Origin of the sequence: Hymenobacter elongatus (assembly GCF_004745955.1) — a bacterium.
In the GTDB taxonomy this organism is placed as follows: Bacteria; Bacteroidota; Bacteroidia; order Cytophagales; family Hymenobacteraceae; genus Hymenobacter; species Hymenobacter elongatus.
The window spans coordinates 1-17,985 of sequence record NZ_SRLD01000048.1 but is presented as its reverse complement, the minus strand read 5'-3'; the positions used below and the strand labels follow the sequence as shown (position 1 = coordinate 17,985).

General features: G+C 58.9%; 17 protein-coding genes. 12 read left to right on the top strand and 5 right to left on the bottom strand.

All coding sequences use genetic code 11. The features are described from left to right. Positions 1–85 precede the first annotated feature (85 nt). From E5J99_RS18595 to clpB, 4 genes are all read left to right on the top strand, one after another. Positions 86–394 carry a Clp protease N-terminal domain-containing protein gene (locus tag E5J99_RS18595; RefSeq protein ID WP_245319101.1) on the top strand — a complete coding sequence of 103 codons (309 nt, stop codon included), beginning with the start codon at positions 86–88 and terminating at the stop codon, positions 392–394. 113 nt (positions 395–507) lie between these two features. After that, complete coding sequence (locus E5J99_RS21420) at positions 508–672, top strand: hypothetical protein (RefSeq protein ID WP_167852217.1); 165 nt, start codon at positions 508–510, stop codon at positions 670–672. Positions 673–739: 67 nt separating this feature from the next. Continuing rightward, complete coding sequence (locus tag E5J99_RS18590; RefSeq protein WP_135499324.1) at positions 740–1,240, top strand: hypothetical protein; 501 nt, start codon at positions 740–742, stop codon at positions 1,238–1,240. Between the two features lie 133 nt (positions 1,241–1,373). After that, on the top strand, positions 1,374–3,986 hold the full coding sequence (clpB, locus tag E5J99_RS18585) for an ATP-dependent chaperone ClpB (protein WP_135499323.1): 2,613 nt from the start codon (positions 1,374–1,376) through the stop codon (positions 3,984–3,986). Positions 3,987–4,118: 132 nt separating this feature from the next. Here clpB and E5J99_RS18580 read toward each other — a convergent pair whose 3' ends face one another. Next, positions 4,119–4,520, bottom strand: coding sequence for a hypothetical protein (locus E5J99_RS18580; RefSeq protein WP_135499322.1), 402 nt, complete (start codon positions 4,518–4,520; stop codon positions 4,119–4,121). Between the two features lie 354 nt (positions 4,521–4,874). Between E5J99_RS18580 and E5J99_RS18575 the strand changes: the two genes are divergently transcribed. The 3 genes from E5J99_RS18575 to E5J99_RS18565 all read left to right on the top strand — a co-directional run bounded on the left by E5J99_RS18575 (position 4,875) and on the right by E5J99_RS18565 (position 6,423). After that, entirely contained in the window at positions 4,875–5,072 is a 198-nt protein-coding gene (locus E5J99_RS18575; protein ID WP_135499321.1) for a hypothetical protein, read from the top strand. Further along, positions 5,072–5,290, top strand: a complete 219-nt coding sequence (locus E5J99_RS18570) for a hypothetical protein (protein ID WP_135499320.1) — start codon at positions 5,072–5,074, stop codon at positions 5,288–5,290. Before E5J99_RS18575 ends, E5J99_RS18570 begins: the two co-directional genes overlap by 1 nt. Positions 5,291–5,634: 344 nt before the next feature. Continuing rightward, entirely contained in the window at positions 5,635–6,423 is a 789-nt protein-coding gene (locus tag E5J99_RS18565; protein ID WP_135499319.1) for a hypothetical protein, read from the top strand. A 266-nt stretch (positions 6,424–6,689) separates the two neighbouring features. Here the strand turns inward: E5J99_RS18565 and E5J99_RS18560 are convergent, their stop codons facing one another. From E5J99_RS18560 to E5J99_RS18545, 4 genes are all read right to left on the bottom strand, one after another. Beyond that, the gene (locus E5J99_RS18560) at positions 6,690–7,028 is read right to left on the bottom strand and encodes a DoxX family protein (RefSeq protein WP_135499318.1); all 339 of its coding nucleotides are present in this window, start codon (positions 7,026–7,028) and stop codon (positions 6,690–6,692) included. Between the two features lie 5 nt (positions 7,029–7,033). Continuing rightward, a complete protein-coding gene (locus E5J99_RS18555) occupies positions 7,034–7,384 on the bottom strand; it encodes a DoxX family protein (RefSeq protein WP_135499317.1) in 351 nt (116 codons plus the stop codon). A gap of 338 nt (positions 7,385–7,722) precedes the next feature. After that, on the bottom strand, positions 7,723–8,265 hold the full coding sequence (locus E5J99_RS18550; protein ID WP_135499316.1) for a hypothetical protein: 543 nt from the start codon (positions 8,263–8,265) through the stop codon (positions 7,723–7,725). Between the two features lie 4 nt (positions 8,266–8,269). Next, positions 8,270–8,764 carry a hypothetical protein gene (locus E5J99_RS18545; RefSeq protein ID WP_135499315.1) on the bottom strand — a complete coding sequence of 165 codons (495 nt, stop codon included), beginning with the start codon at positions 8,762–8,764 and terminating at the stop codon, positions 8,270–8,272. A 303-nt stretch (positions 8,765–9,067) separates the two neighbouring features. Here E5J99_RS18545 and E5J99_RS18540 point away from each other — a divergent pair, with 303 nt between their 5' ends. From E5J99_RS18540 to E5J99_RS21415, 5 genes are all read left to right on the top strand, one after another. Further along, entirely contained in the window at positions 9,068–10,072 is a 1,005-nt protein-coding gene (locus E5J99_RS18540) for a hypothetical protein (protein ID WP_135499314.1), read from the top strand. 1,057 nt (positions 10,073–11,129) lie between these two features. Then, entirely contained in the window at positions 11,130–14,135 is a 3,006-nt protein-coding gene (locus tag E5J99_RS18535) for a beta strand repeat-containing protein (protein WP_135499313.1), read from the top strand. A gap of 158 nt (positions 14,136–14,293) precedes the next feature. Beyond that, positions 14,294–14,884, top strand: a complete 591-nt coding sequence (locus tag E5J99_RS18530; protein WP_135499312.1) for a HupE/UreJ family protein — start codon at positions 14,294–14,296, stop codon at positions 14,882–14,884. Between the two features lie 117 nt (positions 14,885–15,001). Beyond that, positions 15,002–17,362, top strand: coding sequence for a M1 family metallopeptidase (locus tag E5J99_RS18525; protein ID WP_135499311.1), 2,361 nt, complete (start codon positions 15,002–15,004; stop codon positions 17,360–17,362). Between the two features lie 331 nt (positions 17,363–17,693). After that, positions 17,694–17,867 (top strand): hypothetical protein, encoded by a 174-nt coding sequence (locus tag E5J99_RS21415; protein WP_167852216.1) that lies wholly within the window; start codon positions 17,694–17,696, stop codon positions 17,865–17,867. Positions 17,868–17,985 lie beyond the last annotated feature (118 nt).

Genomic DNA, 17,985 nt, shown 5'->3' with positions numbered 1-17,985 from the left:
GTCCGGTTTCCACCTCTCGCACCCCGTTTGCTAGTCCCTTCGTACCGACTTCCTAACCCGAAGCCCCACCTGAGACTCAGCAACTATGGACTTTAAAAACTTCACCATAAAGGCGCAGGAGGCCGTGCAGAAGGCCACCGAAATGGCCGGCGCAAACCAGCAGCAGGCCGTCGAAACGGGCCATTTGCTGAAGGGCATCTTCCAGAGCGACGAGAGCGTCTTCTCGTTTCTGGCCAACAAGCTGGGGGCCAACCTCAACATTCTCACGCCGCGGCTCGATGCCTTGGTGGCCGCCTACCCCAAGCGGCGGCTCGCTCTACCTGTCCAACGAAGCCAACGCCGCGTTGCAGCGCGCCACCAACTTCCCCCGCAGTCGCTCGGCTGTGCCGAGTGACCACTACGCTCTGAGCAGCTAAGCTGCGAATCCGCCCGCGTCATCAGAACAAACCACCCGCTGAACCTTTTGCCGTATCTTCGCAGTACTACAGCTACTTAACCTGCTGCCTCATGGGAACCGCCGACAACCAGCCAACGCCAACCGAACCCGTCAAGCTCACCCAGGAGCAGCGGCTGGCCCAGGCCCGCGAATACGCCAAACAGTTCAAGTTTGAAACGCTCACGCCCGAGGAGTTGAAAAAGATTCGCCGCAATGCCTACGCCTACCTTCTCTGAAATACGGCCGCCGGATGAAGGCTAACCGATTATATATCGCAAAGGGCCGTCCCAGCAGGGCGGCCCTTTGGTTTGTACCCACTACTACACGTTTCGCACCCGGAAGAACCGCCGGTATGTAGTACAGGCCGAGCAGTACGAGCACCACGTATACGTGCTGAAGTTCTACCCGCTGGCGCTGAAGAACTCGCCCAACCGCTTCAAGTTGTTGGTAAATGACGGTGACGCCTTCCGCATTCTGAGCACTTGCCTGCGGGTGTTTGCCGACATCTGTAGCCGCGACCCGCTGGCTTCGGCCGGCTTCATCGGCGAAGCACTAACCGGTGAAAGCCGGACCCTGACCAAACGGTTTCGCATCTACTTCCAGTCGGTGGTTACCTTCATCGAGCCGGCCAACTTCATTCACCACCCGCTGCCCGCCATCAGCGCCTATTTCCTGGAAAACCGCGCTAACCCCGAGCCGGGCCTAATTGCCAGCGTGGAGCAGATGTTTCAGGAGTTCTACATCGTGCCCGAAGCCCTGGCCGCCACCAAACCCGACCAGCCGGACAGCGGCAGCGAAGGCTGAAAATTTGACACATAGAATCAGGGCATATTTCAATTTATACGCCAAAAAGTCCGAAGACCCATCCTCGCACCCCGTTTGCTGTCCTACTCGTAGAACTTCCAGCGCGAAGTATCACCTACGACGAAAGCCAGCCATGAACTTTAATAACTATACCATCAAGGCGCAGGAGGCCGTGCAGAAGGCCACCGAAATTGCCGGCGCGGGTCAGCAGCAGGCCATCGAAACGGGCCATTTGCTCAAGGGCCTCTTCCTGAGCGACGAGAACGTGCTGTCGTTTCTGGCCAACAAGCTCGGCGTCAACCTCAACATCCTCACGCCCCGGCTCGATGCCCTGGTGGCCGGGTATCCCAAGGTCAGCGGCGGCTCGCCCTACCTTTCCAATGAGGCCAATGCCGCGTTGCAGCGCGCCACCAACTTCCTCAAGGAGTTTGAGGACGAGTACGTGTCGGTGGAGCACCTGCTGCTGGGGCTGCTCGGCGGCAAGGACGCCGTGGGCACCCTGCTCAAGGACACCGGCTTCAACGAGAAAGACCTGAAAGCCGCTATCAAGGAGTTGCGCGGGGGCCGCAAGGTCACCAGCCAGAGCGCCGAAGACCAGTACCAGAGCCTGAACCGCTACTCCCGCAACCTCAACGAGCAGGTGCGCCTGGGCAAGATGGACCCCGTTATCGGCCGCGACGAGGAAATCCGCCGGGTATTGCAGATCCTGAGCCGGCGCACCAAGAACAACCCCGTCCTGCTCGGCGAGCCCGGCGTGGGCAAAACCGCCATCGTGGAGGGCCTGGCCCAGCGCATCGTGGCCGGCGACATCCCCGAAAACCTCCGGGACAAGATCATCATGAGCCTCGACATGGGCCTGCTCATCGCCGGGGCCAAGTACAAGGGCGAGTTTGAGGAGCGCCTCAAGTCCGTCATTAAGGAAGTAACTGATTCCGATGGGCAGATCATCCTGTTCATCGACGAGATGCACACCCTGATCGGGGCCGGCGGCGGCGGTGAGGGCGCCATGGACGCGGCCAACCTGCTCAAGCCCGCCCTGGCCCGCGGCGAGCTGCACGCCATCGGCGCCACCACGCTCAAGGAATACCAGAAGTACATCGAGAAGGATAAGGCCCTGGAACGCCGCTTCCAGGCCGTGATGGTGGACGAGCCGACCCTGGAGGATGCCATCAGCATCATGCGCGGCATCAAGGAAAAGTACGAGCTGCACCACGGCGTGCGCATCACCGACGACGCCGTGATAGCCGCCGTGGAGCTGAGCAGCCGCTACATCACCGACCGTTTCCTGCCCGATAAGGCCATCGACCTGATGGACGAGGCCGCGGCCAAGCTGCGCATCGAGCTGAACTCGATGCCCGTGGAGCTGGACGAAATCCAGCGCCGCATCATGCAGCTCGAAATTGAGCGCGAAGCCATCCGCCGCGAGGAAAACTACGACCGCGAAAACGTGCTGACCAAGGACCTCAGCGAGCTGACCGCCCGCCGCGACACGCTGAAGGCCCAGTGGGAAAACGAGAAAGCCGTGCTCACCGGCATTCAGGAGCAGAAGGCGGCCATCGAGAAGTTCAAGCTCGAAGCCGAGCAGGCCGAGCGCCAGGGCGACTACGGTCGCGTAGCCGAACTGCGCTACGGCAAGATTCAGGAGGCCGAAGCCAAGCTGAAGCAGCTCCAGGACGAGGCCAATGCCAACGAGGCGGGCGGCACTATGTTGCAGGAAGTGGTAACCAGCGAAAGTATTGCCGAAGTAGTAGCCAAGTGGACCGGCATTCCGGTGAGCAAGATGCTGCAGTCGGACCGCGAGAAGCTGCTGCATCTGGAAGCGGAGCTGGGCAAGCGCGTGGCCGGGCAGAGCGAGGCCATCGGGGCCATTTCCGACGCCGTGCGCCGCTCCCGGGCCGGCCTGCAGGACCCCAAGCGGCCGATAGGGTCTTTCATCTTCCTGGGCACCACCGGCGTGGGCAAAACCGAGCTGGCCAAGGCCCTGGCCGAGTACCTGTTCAACGACGAGAACAGCATGGTCCGCATCGACATGAGCGAGTACCAGGAGCGCCACGCCGTGTCGCGCCTGATTGGGGCGCCTCCCGGCTACGTGGGCTACGACGAGGGCGGGCAGCTCACGGAGGCCGTGCGCCGCAAGCCCTACTCGGTGATTCTGCTCGACGAAATCGAGAAGGCCCACCCCGACGTGTTCAACATCCTACTCCAGGTGCTCGACGACGGCCGCCTCACCGACAACAAGGGCCGGGTGGCCAACTTCAAGAACACCATCATCATCATGACCTCCAACACCGGGGCCGACCTGATTCAGAAGAACTTCAAGGAGCTGAACGAGTACAACCACGACGAGGTAGTGGACCGCACCCGCGAGGAAGTGCTGGAGCGGCTGCGCCAGCACATGCGCCCCGAGTTCCTGAACCGCATCGACGAAATCGTGATGTTCCAGCCCCTGAAGCGCAAGGAAATTCGCAAAATCGTGGACATCCAGTTCCGCCAGATTCAGCAGCGCCTGCACGAAGCCGGCATCCGCCTGGAAGCCACCGGCGAAGTGCTCGACTTCCTCGGCGAGCAGGGCTTCGACCCGCAGTTCGGGGCCAGGCCGCTGAAGCGCGTCATTCAGCGCCTGGTGCTCAACGAGCTGAGCAAGGACATTCTCTCGGGCCGCGTGAGCAAGGACGCCGTGGTAGAGGCCGTGCTGGAAGACGGCGGCATCCGGTTCAATAACGTGGAGATTCCGGCGGTGGGGTAAGGTTGGTTCTTATGAATGAGGAAGCCCCGTCAGTATATTACTGTCGGGGCCTTTTTTAACAAATCCTGTTTTTTAATGCGAAATTTTTATCGATTACTTGGGCTCAATAAGGGCTGGATAACTAGCCATTTCTTATAAAGAATCTACTACAAAATCTTGGACTTCATAGGCTCGTTCTGTTCCATCCTCTTCTGTATAGGTGAATATCTTGCAGTAAGCAATTATTTTTTCGCAGGCATCAGTGTACCTCCCGTTCGATATACTATTAGTAACCAAAACACCTTCTTTTAGAGCGTAGGTCATTGTGTACTTGTCGAATGGCACCGCTTCATCTTGATAAACTGACCAAATTAAACCACTAGCAATAGTCAGCCCTATTCCTTCAATACCATTTAAGCCGTTTAAAAGTGAATCAAAGTTGTTATCCCACTTTTTGAAACACTTTTCAATTTGAGAAAAACGGACTACGCAATTTTGTTTATGCGATTCACTGCCGTGCATCATAGGCCATAAATCATCAAATAGGTAGTTCACGTCAGAAAGCTGTACCATGGTGTAATGTACATTGTTTTCATCATCCGCTCTAACTGGCGCGAGTTTAGCGCAGCGTAACTCGTGACCAGCCCATGATGTGGAGGCTGCGCCTCCACTGCCGCCACGCGGCAAGCCGGAACCGCGCCGCCCAATGATGCAGGCGCAAGTCGTTCCGTTGCGAGGCGCAGCCTCGCCCGATGATCCGGCACGAATTACGCTGCGCTAAACTCGCACCAGTACACCAGCCGCTTGCGGTGGCGGCCGGGGCGCAGGGGCGGGGGTGGCAGTTAGCCCTTAGCGTTGGTTCATCGTATCGTAGATGGGCAAACGCCTGATGAAGCACGCCGCGATACTATGAAAAAGACCGAAGATATACCCGCCGAAGTGTTGCAAGCAGCTGCGCGGCAAGCATCGTTGCGGGCCGTAAGCGAGAGCCGGGCGCTGGGCCTCACTGTGACGGTATACGAAAACGGCAAACTGGTGCGGATTCATGCCAACGGGCAGCGCGAAGTAGTGGTAGACCAGTACCAGAATCATAGCCGCAAGGCCTGATGATGACAACTGCTGCCACGCCCCGACCACGCCTGTTTGCGGGACCCAATGGCTCGGGCAAATCGGCACTGCTGGATGAATTGCGCGGGCAGTTCAATCTGGGCGTTTATGTGAATGCCGATGAGATTGAGAAGCAGCTGGTCCGGCAGCGGTTTCTACACTTGTCCGATTACCAGTTGGCCCAATCTGGCGCGAGTTTAGCGCAGCGTAACTCGTGACCAGCCTATGATGTGGAGGCTGTGCCTCCACTGCCGCAGCGCGGCAAGCCGGAACTGCGCCGCCCAATGATGCAGGCGCAAGCCGTTCTATTGCGAGGCGCAGCCTCACCCGATAATCCGGCACGAGTTACGCTGCGCTAAACTCGCGCCAGTACGCGCTTTTTGCAGCTTTATAGGCAGCAACTATGCTACGGAAGCAGCAGCCTCTTTGTAAGTTGCCGCGGCAAAATTGGTTACCAGCCAACCGCCGCCACCGGCCGCCGGGGCCTGGCTGTCACGCTTGGGCCGGTTGGCGGCTCCGTTTTTCCTTTCCAAACTGACACTTCGGCTTTCGGCCGCTCCGCATGAAACGAATCCACCTGTTCGAGTTCGAAGACTTCGCCTGGTTTCCCAACTCGCTACGCAGCGGCCTGACACGGCTCATGGTGGTCATGCACAAACTCCTGGGCTCGTCGGCGGACCTGGTACTGCTGCTCAACCGGGCGTTAGCCTATTCCGAAAGCGCGGCCATCGTCGACTTGTGCTCGGGCAGCGGCGGACCAATGCTGGACGTGTATCGGACGCTGAAGCAGCAGCCCGGCCTGGCCCGCCTGACGCTCACGCTGACGGATTTGTACCCGAACCGGACTTTGGCCGCCGCCATCGAACGGCAGGCCGATTCGGCGCTGCTTTACGACACCCACTCCATCAACGCGGCCGACGTAGCCCCGGAGTTGCGCGGCGTGCGCACCTTGGTCGGCAGCTTCCACCACATGCGCCCGGAAGTGGCCCGGCGTATCCTGCAAGACGCCCAGGAAAAGCGTCAGCCCATCTGCGTGTACGAAATCAGTGACAACAGCTTCCCCATCAGCCTGTGGTGGGTGGCCCTGCCGCTGAATTTCCTGATGGCGCTTTTCATCACGCCCTTCGCGCGCCCGGTTACGACAAAACAGCTATTTTTCACGTACGCCTTGCCAGTTATCCCGTTGTGCTTTGCCTGGGACGGTGCCGTTTCCAATGCCCGCACCTACACCCTGGGCGATATGGCCACCCTGCTCGAAGGGTTGCAATCGGATGACTACACCTGGGAAACCGGCCTCATTTCGGGCAAGGCCCGGAAACTGTACCTGCTCGGCCTGCCCAAGGCAAGGTAGCAATATAAGCACCCAACGTTCTGGAATTGACGTAGAGCCTGGGCTTCCACTGCCGCATAGTGGCAATTGACAGCCGCACCGGCTGGTTGTTCTACCGCAAGTCGTTCTACTGCGAGGCACAGTCTCCCCCAATGTTCAGGCATGAGTTACGCTTCACTAAACTCGCGCCAGTTGCGAAGCTCTTTTCCGTGCTTCGGCCCGTCCCGTTTTTTCGCTATCCAACCATAGTTGACGGGCTATAAGCTTGCGCTACTCCACCCGACCCCTCAATAGGCACGCAACGACTCATAAAAGATATAGGCGTTCAGCAGCATGAACAGAAACGACGGCAGCGCCAGCCAGAACCCATCCTTTATCTTGATTCGGACGCCAAAGCCCAACAGCATCAGTAGGGCCAGGCCGCCGGACGCCACGGACAGAATCAGCGGAACCTTCAGGCCCACCACCAGGCCCACGGCGCCGAGTATCTCCAGCACGGCGGTCAGGGGGCCGAATTTGGCCAGGCCGTAGCGCTTGAATTCGTCTTTGAGCTTTTGGGAAGTGAAATAGCTGATTCCGTAGAACAGAAACGAGAGGGCCGAAAGCCCGATCAGGATAGTCGTCATTAAGCTTAGGCGGTAATCAGGCCGGCGTGGAAGGCCGCTACGAACAACGACAGCAGCAGCAACAGCAGGGAAGGCACGTACTTATGCCAGGGGTTTCTCACTTTGATATGGGCAACCTGGGCGCACAGCATCAGAAAAGCCATCAGCAGGGCCGGCACCAGCACCAGCGCGGGAAACCAGATACCCGCCACCAACAGGGTTGCCAGCGCTATTTTGGCAGCTCCCACCAGGTTGCGAACCAGGTCTGGCAGCCCGTACTGCTTGAATTCTTTGACAATGTTATCGAACCGAAATACCCAGACGATAACTATCGAAAAAGCAATAACCAGCTGCGCAACTACGACTCCTGTGTTCATGTAGGTGTGATTTTACACTGCTGAAAAAAACAGAAGCTTACCCGTACGCTCTCCGTCGGCAGACCTGTTGGCGCGTTTGGGCGCATAACCAGTAAGCCTTTTCCGAAAAAGCGGGCCGTTCGTAAGTAGCTGGTAACCGTTGCGGGCAGCAACAAGTTTTGCGCGACGCGCCCCTTCGGGTAGTGGCGTAAGACGCAAGGTTGGCCTGATAGCCATTCAGCAGAACTTTACCGGGTCAGAAATAGCGGCCGCACTGCCGCGTCTGTGCAGTGGCTTTTACCCCACCTACAGCCCCGCGCTACCGCCCAGACCAGCTACTCTGCCTCGGCTGGCTGTGGCTACTTTTCCCGCGCCATCTGCTGGCGCAGGGCTTCACGCAGATAAGCCGCTTCATTGAAGTGACTGGCATTGAGCTGACTGCGGTACTTGGCCGGAATGGGCTGGCCGGCGGCGTAGGCTTTGTCCACGGCTAGTAGGTGGGCTTTGTTGAACTTGTTGGCGTGCATGATAAACCCCACCACCGTGCCGACCAGCACGGCCACTCCCAGCGGCGGTGAAATAGCCTCATCGGCCACCGTGGTCTGCCCGTCGCTGTTGGTGGAGGAAATGGGCAGCGCCAGCATGGCACCGGCCATAAATGGCACAGCATACAGCCAGCCCGCGTAGCGCCGCTTACGGAACAAGCTCAGTAGGGCGCCGGTCGTATCGGACGCGGCGGCCCGGGGCTGGTAGCGCGGCAGATACCAGCCGTTGAAGAGCAGCACTGCCCCCGAATCGGAGGCGACGGCCGGGGCAGGTGGCGGCACGGCGGGCGTTTGTTGGGCCAGCGCGGAAAAGCTCCCGCAGAGCATCATCACCAGTAGGATATAGAAGGTACGCATGCGCTTACTTAACCGGCGTGTACTGCACCGGGGTGTATTGAATGATAGGTTCGTCGAAAAAACGCGGCTTGAGCTTACGCCGCAGGCTGCGGGGCAACGGTTGGCCGGCCCCGTAGGCGGTCATGACTTTTTCCAGATTCGCGTTGCTGTAGCGGGCTACCTTGCTGATACCATACGCCGCAAACGGGGCCGATACGAGCAGAACAACACCCACGCCGGGCGCTTCTTCGCGCACGGTGTAGCCGGGGCCGCTGGCTACCGTACGGCCGCCGCTGGTCGCCAGCCGGGCGGCGGTCAGGGCCGAGCTGACAATCCAGGCAGCGCCGCCGGCTTGGCGCCGACTGTAGAGGTTGATGATGGCCTGGGCGGTGTCGTTGGTAAGAAACTGGTTGCGCAGCCGCTGCTTGCGGGTTTGTGATTCCAACGACTCCTGCTGGGCCAGCACCGGGGCGCTAAGGCCGCCTAGCAGGCAAAGTAACAGTAGTAATGCTTTGATCATACAGGAAAAGAACACGTAAATGGTCGCAAGATAACGGCGTTTGGGCGCACTATTGCCTTGGGTTGCCAGCAATAGTGCGCTGCTTTTTTCCAGTGCTGACCACATACAACGACCGGTACTGGCAGTGCTGTATGCCACCTATGATGCATGCGCAATTCTTATACAACCTATTGAACACCAGTAGCTATAGAACAGAGCGGAGGTGGGTGCTGTTGCCCTACATGAGCCGTATTTCATTTATTCCCTTCCCGCAGATCTGCATATGGGTAGCATACTGAATTATTGACCTTTATATCCAGCACCATGCATATCTCCTCCTGTTTTCGGCCGGCCCAGCGGCTGAGCTTCCCCCGGTTTATTCGTTTGGTAGCGCTGGCAGCCGGCATCATGGGCGTGCTACCCGGCTGCTCCGACGACGACGAAACAGACTCCGCGCCCGCTGCGCCCGACAAAATCACGGTGCCCCAGGCAGCTCTGCACCCCGAAGGCATTCAGTATGACGAGGCCAACAAGCGGTTTTTGGTTAGCTCCCGCACCCGGGGCCGCATTGGCACGGCGAAGGACGACAGTACCTATACCGAATTTGCCAGCGACGCCCGCATACTTTCCAGTATTGGTCTGAACCTCGACGCGGGCCGCAGCCGCCTGCTGGTGGCGGTTTCAGACAACGGGGCAAACCCGCTTTCCAAGCCCGAAACGCTTCGCAAGCTAGCCGCGCTGGCTATTTTCAACTCCAACAACGGCGCCTTGCTCAGCTATGTGGACCTAGGCATTCTGCGGCCCAATCAGAATCACTTCGCCAACGATACAGCCGTCGACGCCCAAGGCAATGCCTACATCACCGACAGCCTGTCGCCGATTGTCTATAAAGTGGATGCGCAGGGAGTCGCCTCGGTATTTGTGGAAGACCCGCTGCTGAGTGGCGGCACCGGCTTTGGGCTGAACGGCATTGTGTTTCACCCCGACGGCTATTTGCTGGTGGCCAAATCTAATGACGGTACGCTGTTTAAAGTACCGCTCACCGCGCCTACCACTTTTTCACGCGTTACCAGCAGCCAGAGCCTGGTGGGAGCCGACGGGCTGCTGCTACTCGATCCGCAGCCCCTGCTGGTCGTGGCCGGTAGTCAAAGCACCGTTTACCGCATGACCAGCGCCACTGCGTGGGCTACTACCAGTCTCACGAGCAGCTTTGCAACGGGAGCCGTGAGTCCCACCACCATTACCCGCCGCAACACGACGGATGCGTACGTGCTCTATCCTTACCAAAGTACTGCGCCACGGTTCGCCATTGTTAAAGTCAGGTTTTAGCAGCCGGCTTCTACCGAAAGACGTCACTCTATACTCTAAAAATCCCCGTCAGCAGTATGCGACGGGGATTTTTCAGTTGGCAGCTGCTGATGGGGCCACTTCCGGAGCAGAAAAACCCTGATGCAGCCGGCGCTGGAGACGCCGCTGGAGGCGCTTGGGTATAGGGCGATGCTGTTCGTAGTTGAGCAGAGCCTCCCTTTCCTTGCTTTGGGAGTTATTCATCCAGGATAGCGAGCCGACGATAGCCAGCGGCGGGGCCGCGTAGCTTCCTAACAGCCAAGCCGTAGTGTAGCCATTAGACGATTCCGGCCCAGTACCCCCCAAGTCGATTGCAAGATTTATTCTGGGGTATGAATAGATAGCAACGCCGGCCGCTAGTGGTGCCAAAGCCGTCATGGCCCGGCCCCAGCGCCTGCTTCGGCGAAATATAGCGTGCAGAGCCTCCACTGTATCCGTGCGCGTGAAAACCCGCGTGGAAGCTACCGGATAGGCAGGTACGGCTTGACCGCTACAGATAGGCGGGCAACTCAGCAGTAGCCCCAGGGATAATATGGCCGCTTTCATATATGACTATTTACTTTTGTTACATAAATATAATAATTTATACTATTGCATCAATGAGTCAAAAGAGGCTTAATTAACCAAAGAGAAGCCTGAAATTTCGAGTGGATGGAACACACCTGGAACAGCATAGCATGAGATGGGGCAAAATAAATCAATAAGACTATATTTATTTATTTAGAACAAGTTATAAAGCTGGTCAAAGCGTATGGTATGCTTTTGCGATGCCTCTTACTTTGAGGCGCAGAGGAATCGATTAACTGAGCGCTAAATCGACTAACTGAGCGCTAAATAATGCCAAAAAACGCATCCTAAGGCGTTTTTTTTAGTTTTATAACACAATTATTCCCGCCCTTTGCACCCTTTCGGCAGCGCTATCGTACTGGCATACGCGCCCCATCCCCACGACCTGCGAAGGCAGTAGTGCAAACAGGATTTTTTCTGTATTCCCACCTTCAACCACCCGCATATTTTTCGACTCTTACTCCTGCCTTGTATGGATACAACTTTACTTTCCCATCATCTGGCGTGTACAGGTGACCATGCTGCCAGTACTGCACAGCGGCCCCGCTCCGCAAAGCTGTTATTCGCCTGCATTCTGTTTCTTAGCCTAGCCTCAGTACAGCTGGGATTTGGCCAAACTACCACAACTGGTAATCTGCAGTGGTGGCCGCTGAAGGTGAACAGCCAGGACAGCGCGGCCGTACGGGCTAAAGGCGTAATACCGGCAACTACCACTCTGCGCAACTTCTACCTTTCGGACGTAACGCTGGGCACGGCTATTAAGCCTTATTCGTCGCAGTTTGGTGAGGCCTTCGGCTCTTCGCCCAACGGTGACGGTTCATTCGTACCAGCGCCGGGCAACACGCTGAACCGCGTATTTTATGCCCAGTTTACGGTGACGGCTGCCGCTACTGCTTCTCTACGCGCCGACTCCTTAGTGCTATGGTCGGCATTCAACAATACGGCTAGCAACCTGCAGTTGGCGGTGGTGTATTCCAAAACCGGCTTCACAACCAACGACTCGACGGAAGTGGCGGGCGGCAAAGGCCCCATTGGCCCCCTAACGACACGCACGACGACGCCCGGTACCGGCACCGGCACTTTTGCCGACCCTATTTTTCTGCGCAACCAGAGCACGGGCCCCAATCAGACCTACCGGCTGGCGCTAACGCCATCGGGTGGCGTGGCCCTGGCGGCCGGCCAGACGCTCACGATTCGGCTCTACTACGCCAGCGGCAGCAGCAGTGCCGGGCGCTATGCATTGCTGCGTGATGTGCGGGTGGTAGGCCAGGCCACCACAACCTCCAACTGCGACGCTACTTTTGCTTACACCGCTTCCAGCTTTTGCACGAACGGCACGAACCCTACCCCAACTATCAGCGGCACGGCCGGTGGTAGTTTCAGCTCTACGGCAGGCCTGAGCTTGAACGCCAGCACGGGCACTGTCAACCTTGCTGCCAGTGCGCCGGGCACTTACACCGTAACCTACAGCACCAGCAGTACTTGTTCGAGCACCGCAACCATCACAGTAACGGCGGCTCCGACGGCTACGTTTAGCTATGCCAATCCATCGTATTGCAGCGGCGACGGCGCGTCGCCGACTCCTACGCTGGCCGCTGGTGCCACTGCGGGCACCTTCACTTCTACGGCAGGCCTGAACCTGAATGCCAGCACGGGTGCTATCAACTTAGTGACTAGCACGCCGGGCACCTACACCATCACCAATACGGTGGCAGCTTCCGGCAGTTGCGCCGCCGTCACGGCCACGACCAGCGTGACCATCAGCCCGGCTACGACGGCTACATTCAGCTACTCGGCATCGACTTTCTGCCAAAACAGCTCCAATCCGACGCCCACCATCACGGGCACGGCCGGCGGCACGTTCAGCTCTACCTCGGGCCTGAGCCTAAACGCCAGCACGGGCGCTATCAACCTGGTCGCTTCCACGCCCGGCACCTACACCGTGACCTACCGCGTCGCCGGGCCTTGCTCATCGACTGGCAGCCAAACCCTCACCATTACCAGTGCGCCTCTGGCTACGTTCTCGTACTCTACTGCCAGCTATTGCATGACGAGCAGCGGCAATGTGGCACCTATTTTCGCGGCGGGGGCCAGTGCAGGCACCTTTTCGGCCACGCCCGCTGGCTTAGCGTTGAATGCCGCTACCGGCGCAATTACACCTAGCGGCAGTACGCCCGGCACCTACACCGTGACCAACTCGGTGGCCGCCTCAGGCACCTGCGCCGCTACCTCGGCTACGACCACAGTTACCATCGAGGCCACGCCAACGGCCACGCTGACGACCGGCGGCCCCACCACCTTCTGCCAGGGCGGCTCCGTGGCGCTGACAGCCCCCACCACGGCGGGCGCTACCTACCAGTTCCTGCTCAACGGCGCGGCCATCCCCGCCGCCACCACCGCCACCTACGCGGCCACGGCCAGCGGCAGCTACTCGGTTGTCGTCACCAGCCAGGGCGGCTGCACGGCCACCTCGGCGGCGGTAGCCGTGACGGTGAACCCGGCCACGACGGCCACGTTTGCCTACAGTGGCGCCTCGTTCTGCGCCAGCGGCCCCAACCCGACGCCCACCATCACGGGCACGGCCGGCGGCACGTTCAGTTCCACCGCGGGCCTGAGCCTGAACGCCAGCACGGGCACCATCAACCTGGCCACCTCCACGCCCGGTACCTACACCGTGACCTACACCGTGGCCGGCACCTGCGGCTCGACCGGCTCGGCACAGGTGACCATTACGACCGCCCCACTGGCCAGCTTCTCCTATGCCAACGCGGCCTACTGCACCACGGCCGCCAACCCCGCCCCGGTGGTGCCGGCTACCAGCACGGCCGGCACGTTCAGCGCCACCGCGGGCCTGAGCATTAGCGCCACGACCGGGGTTATCAGCCTGGCAAACAGCACACCCGGCACCTACACCGTGACCAACTCGGTGGCCGCCGCCAGTGGCTGTTCGGCCACTTCGGCCACTACCACAGTTACCGTGAATGCCCGCCCAGCTACGCCAACCTTAGGCGTGCAGTATAACGGACCCACGACCACGCTGACCTCCAGCGCGGCCACCGGCAACCAGTTTCTCCTGAACGGTGTGGCTATTGCCGGCGCTACGGGCCAGACGTACGTGGTCAACTCGGCTGCGCAGTATGGCTCCTACTCGGTTGTGACCACCTCGGCTGCTGGGTGCGCTTCGCTGCCGTCGGCTACGCTCGTGGTGAATTCCAGCCTGCGCCCCCTGGCTGGCTCGGCGCTGACGGTGTATCCTAACCCGACCCCTAATGGACGCCTCACGGTGGAACTAGCCGGCTATACCAAAGCCGTACAGCTTTCCGTGTTCAACGCCCTGGGTCAGGAAGTATTCACTACGACGGTACCCGGCGGCGCCCCTTCGGCTACGCTGGACCTGACCAACCAGGCTGCCGGGGTGTACATCCTGCGTGCCAAAACGGATGGCGGCCTGGATGTTCGTCGCCTCATCAAAGAATAAACAGACGACTCTCTTTGCTCAAAAGGCTCCCCAGCATTGCTGGGGAGCCTTTTTTTGTGGTGTAGCACCAACATCTTGCTTGCCCTGCCGAAGAACACCGGCATACGTGAAGAGTGAGGGGCATTCAATTTTTGCCAGCCGCGCCGTAGCTTTACTCAATGTCCGTTTTCCAGACTTACGTAGAGCTCGGTTTCTTTCATATTTTCAATCTGCAGGCTTACGACCACCTGGTATTCCTGCTGGCGTTGTGCGCGCCCTACGTAGCCACCGACTGGCGACGGGTAGCGGTGCTGGTAACCAGCTTCACGCTCGGGCACTCCGTCACGCTGGCTTTGGCCACGCTCGGCTTCGTGCGCTATAGTCCACAGGCCATTGAAGTCCTGATTCCGATAACTATTCTGCTGACTTGCGCCCTGAACCTGCGGCACGCCAGCCAACCCACGCGCCACCAAGCACGGCTGTGGGCGGCTCCCAACGTGCTGGCCGCCGTATTTGGTCTGATTCACGGCCTGGGCTTTTCGAGCTATCTGCGCGAATTGCTGGGTAGCAGTAGCCGCCCGCTGGTGGAGCTGCTGGCCTTTAACGTGGGGGTCGAGTTGGGGCAGCTGCTGATTGTGGCGCTCCTTCTGGCGCTGGGCTTCGTGGTCGTGCGCGCTTTCAGGGCCCCGCAGCGCGACTGGGTGCTGGTCGTGAGCGGGGCGGCGGCGGGTGTGGCGGTGGTGTTGCTGCTGCAAAATACAGGCGGCTAAGAAACTATGTCCGTCGGATGCAGCGTTTGAGCCGCACCCACGTCTTTGGCTCCTATTCGCGCGCTTCTATGTTGTACGGAGCGTATATTGTTGTCTTTTTCTCCACTTGTTGTTTCTATGCTCAGAAACTTACTGCTGACCGCCAGCCTGGTCGGGCTGACGGCCGCGCCGCTGCTAGCCCAAACCACCAATTCCGGCACCGATAAATTTAAGCAGCTCGACCAGGAGCTGCCCACGCCCAACGCCTACCGCACGGCCTCGGGCGCGCCCGGTGCTGACTACTGGCAGCAGCGGGCCGACTACAACATTCGGGTGAAGCTCGACGATGAGAAGCAGTCCATTACCGGGTCCGAGGACATCACCTACACCAACCTCTCGCCCGACGTGCTGACCTACCTCTGGGTGCAGCTCGACCAGAATATTCTCGACAAGAACTCCATTACTACCTCCACGCAGGTGGGCGAGGTGAAGGATAAAATGTCGTTTCAGGCCATGGAATACCTGATGCGCTCCGATTTTGAGGGCGGCTTCAAGATTGAGTCGGTGAAGATGAAGGGCGGCAAAGCTTTGCCCTACGTCATCAACCACACCATGATGCGCGTGGATCTGCCGACGCCGCTGCGGCCCAAGCAGGCCGTGACCTTCAGCGTGGCCTGGCATTACAACATCAATGATCAGCTTAAGATCAGTGAGCGTTCGGGCTTCGAATTTTTCCCTGAGGACAAAAACTACCTCTACGAAATTGCGCAGTTCTATCCCCGCATGGCTGTATATAACGACACCCGCGGCTGGCAGCACAAGCAGTTTCTGGGCAACGGTGAATTTACGCTGCCCTTCGGCGACTACCGCGTGAGCATCACGGCCCCCGCCGACCACGTGGTGGGCGCTACCGGCACCTTGCAGAACCCCGACCAAGTGCTGAGCGCCACCCAGCGCAAGCGCATGGCCCAAGCCGCTGACGCCAAAAAGCCAGTGCTCATCGTGACGCAGCAGGAAGCCGAACAGGCCGAGCAGAAGCGCGCCAAAGGCACCAAAACCTGGACCTACGCCGCCAAAAACGTGCGCGACTTCGCCTGGGCCAGCTCGCGCAAGTTCATCTGGGATGCCATGCAGATTAAGCAAGCCGGCAAGCCGGTGCTGTGCATGTCGTATTACCCCAAGGAAGGCAACCCGCTGTGGGGCAAATACTCGACGGAAACCGTAGCCCACACCATCAAGACCTACTCCAAGTACACCATCGACTACGAGTATCCGGTGGCTATTTCGGTGCACGGTCCCGTGGGCGGCATGGAATATCCGATGCTTTGCTTCAACGGTGGGCGGCCGGAGAAAGACGGCACCTACTCGGCCGAGCGGAAATACGGGATGATTTCGGTCATTATTCACGAAGTGGGCCACAACTTCTTCCCCATGATCATCAACTCCGATGAGCGGCAGTGGTCGTGGATGGACGAGGGCCTGAACACCTTTGTGCAATACCTGACCGAGCAGGAATGGGAACGGGGCTACCCGTCGCGCCGGGGCGAGCCCAAGAACATCGTGGACTACATGAAGACCGATGAGAGCCTGCAAACCCCGATTATGACCAACTCGGAGTCAGTGTTGCAGTTCGGCCCCAATGCCTATTCCAAGCCCGCTACCGGCCTCAATATGCTGCGCGAAACCATCATGGGCCGCCAGCTTTTCGACCACGCGTTCAAAACCTACGCCCAGCGCTGGGCCTACAAGCACCCCGAGCCCGCCGACTTCTTTCGCACGATGGAAGACGCCTCGGGCACGGACCTCGACTGGTTCTGGCGCGGCTGGTTCTACACCACCGACCACACCGACCTGAGCATTGAGGGCGTGAAGTGGTACACGGTAGACTCAAAGAACCCCGAGATTGAGAATGCCCGCAAGCGCGACCTGATCAACAGCGCCCCACAGACATTGTCGCAGCAGCGCAACCTGCAGGATATCCAGAAAACGGTGGTCGATGAGAAGCCCGATCTGAAGGACTTCTACAACAACTTCGACCCCACCGCCACCACCGATGCCGACCGGCAGCGCTACCAGCAATACGTGAAAACGCTCAACCCCGAGCAGCAAACCCGCCTCAACGCCGGCCTGCACTTCTACGAGCTGGACCTGCGCAACAAGGGCGGCTTGGTGATGCCGGTAGTCGTGCAGATGACTTTCGAAGACGGCAAGCAGGAAATAGTCACGATTCCGGCCGAAATCTGGCGCAAAAACAACGAGCACGTCACCAAGGTATTCATCACGCCTAAGCCGGTGGTAAGCTTTGCCCTCGACCCTAAACTGGAAACTGCCGACACGGACGTGAGCAACAATAGCTTCCCGCGCAAGCTGGCTCCCTCCCGCTTCGAGCTGTATCAGCAGCAGCAGCAGGCCGCGCCCAACCCGATGCAGCAGCAGCAGAGCACCACGCAGCAAAACCAGCCCGCGGGCGGTAGCAGCACTGGCGGCGGCACCAACTAAAGCCTAGCATTTCGAGAAAAGCAAAAGCCCGGAGGTCATTCTCTTGTCCTTACCCAAATCTTTTTTGGGCTGCCCAGACCCAACCCAAAGGCCTTTTCTTGGCAGTTGATTCAGCCGGAAAAGCAGAAAATCGGTTTGTCAACCTCGCAAAAAAGCCCTTTCGGCCATGTGGCCGGAAGGGCTTTTGAGTTTTGGGTAAGGACAAGAGGTCATTCTCCGGGCTTTTGCTTTTCTACGTGCAACCATTCCTGTCGCCTCAGCCTCGTGATAAAGTAGTATTTGATTCACTCTTTCAACCGGCTACCCTATGCGACATTTCTTCCCTACCCTTATGCTGCTTTCCCTGCTGGCGTTGCCTGGCTGCAACGTGGAAGGCTGCACCGACGACGAAGTGCCCACTCCTGCCTGCTACTCGGGCACAGTGGTAGGCACCACCTGCATGGATGGAGCCCTAATTGAGGTGAACAGCCAATACGCCATCGGCAAACCGCTCAGCCCAGATTAACCGCACTATGTAGCCGGGGCGCAGAGAGCGGCCAGCAGGCGTTCTAAAAAGGGTTCATCCCAGGCCAGGCGCTTGCGTTTATTCTTGATACTGCGCTTGGTCGGGTCCTGTTTGAGCA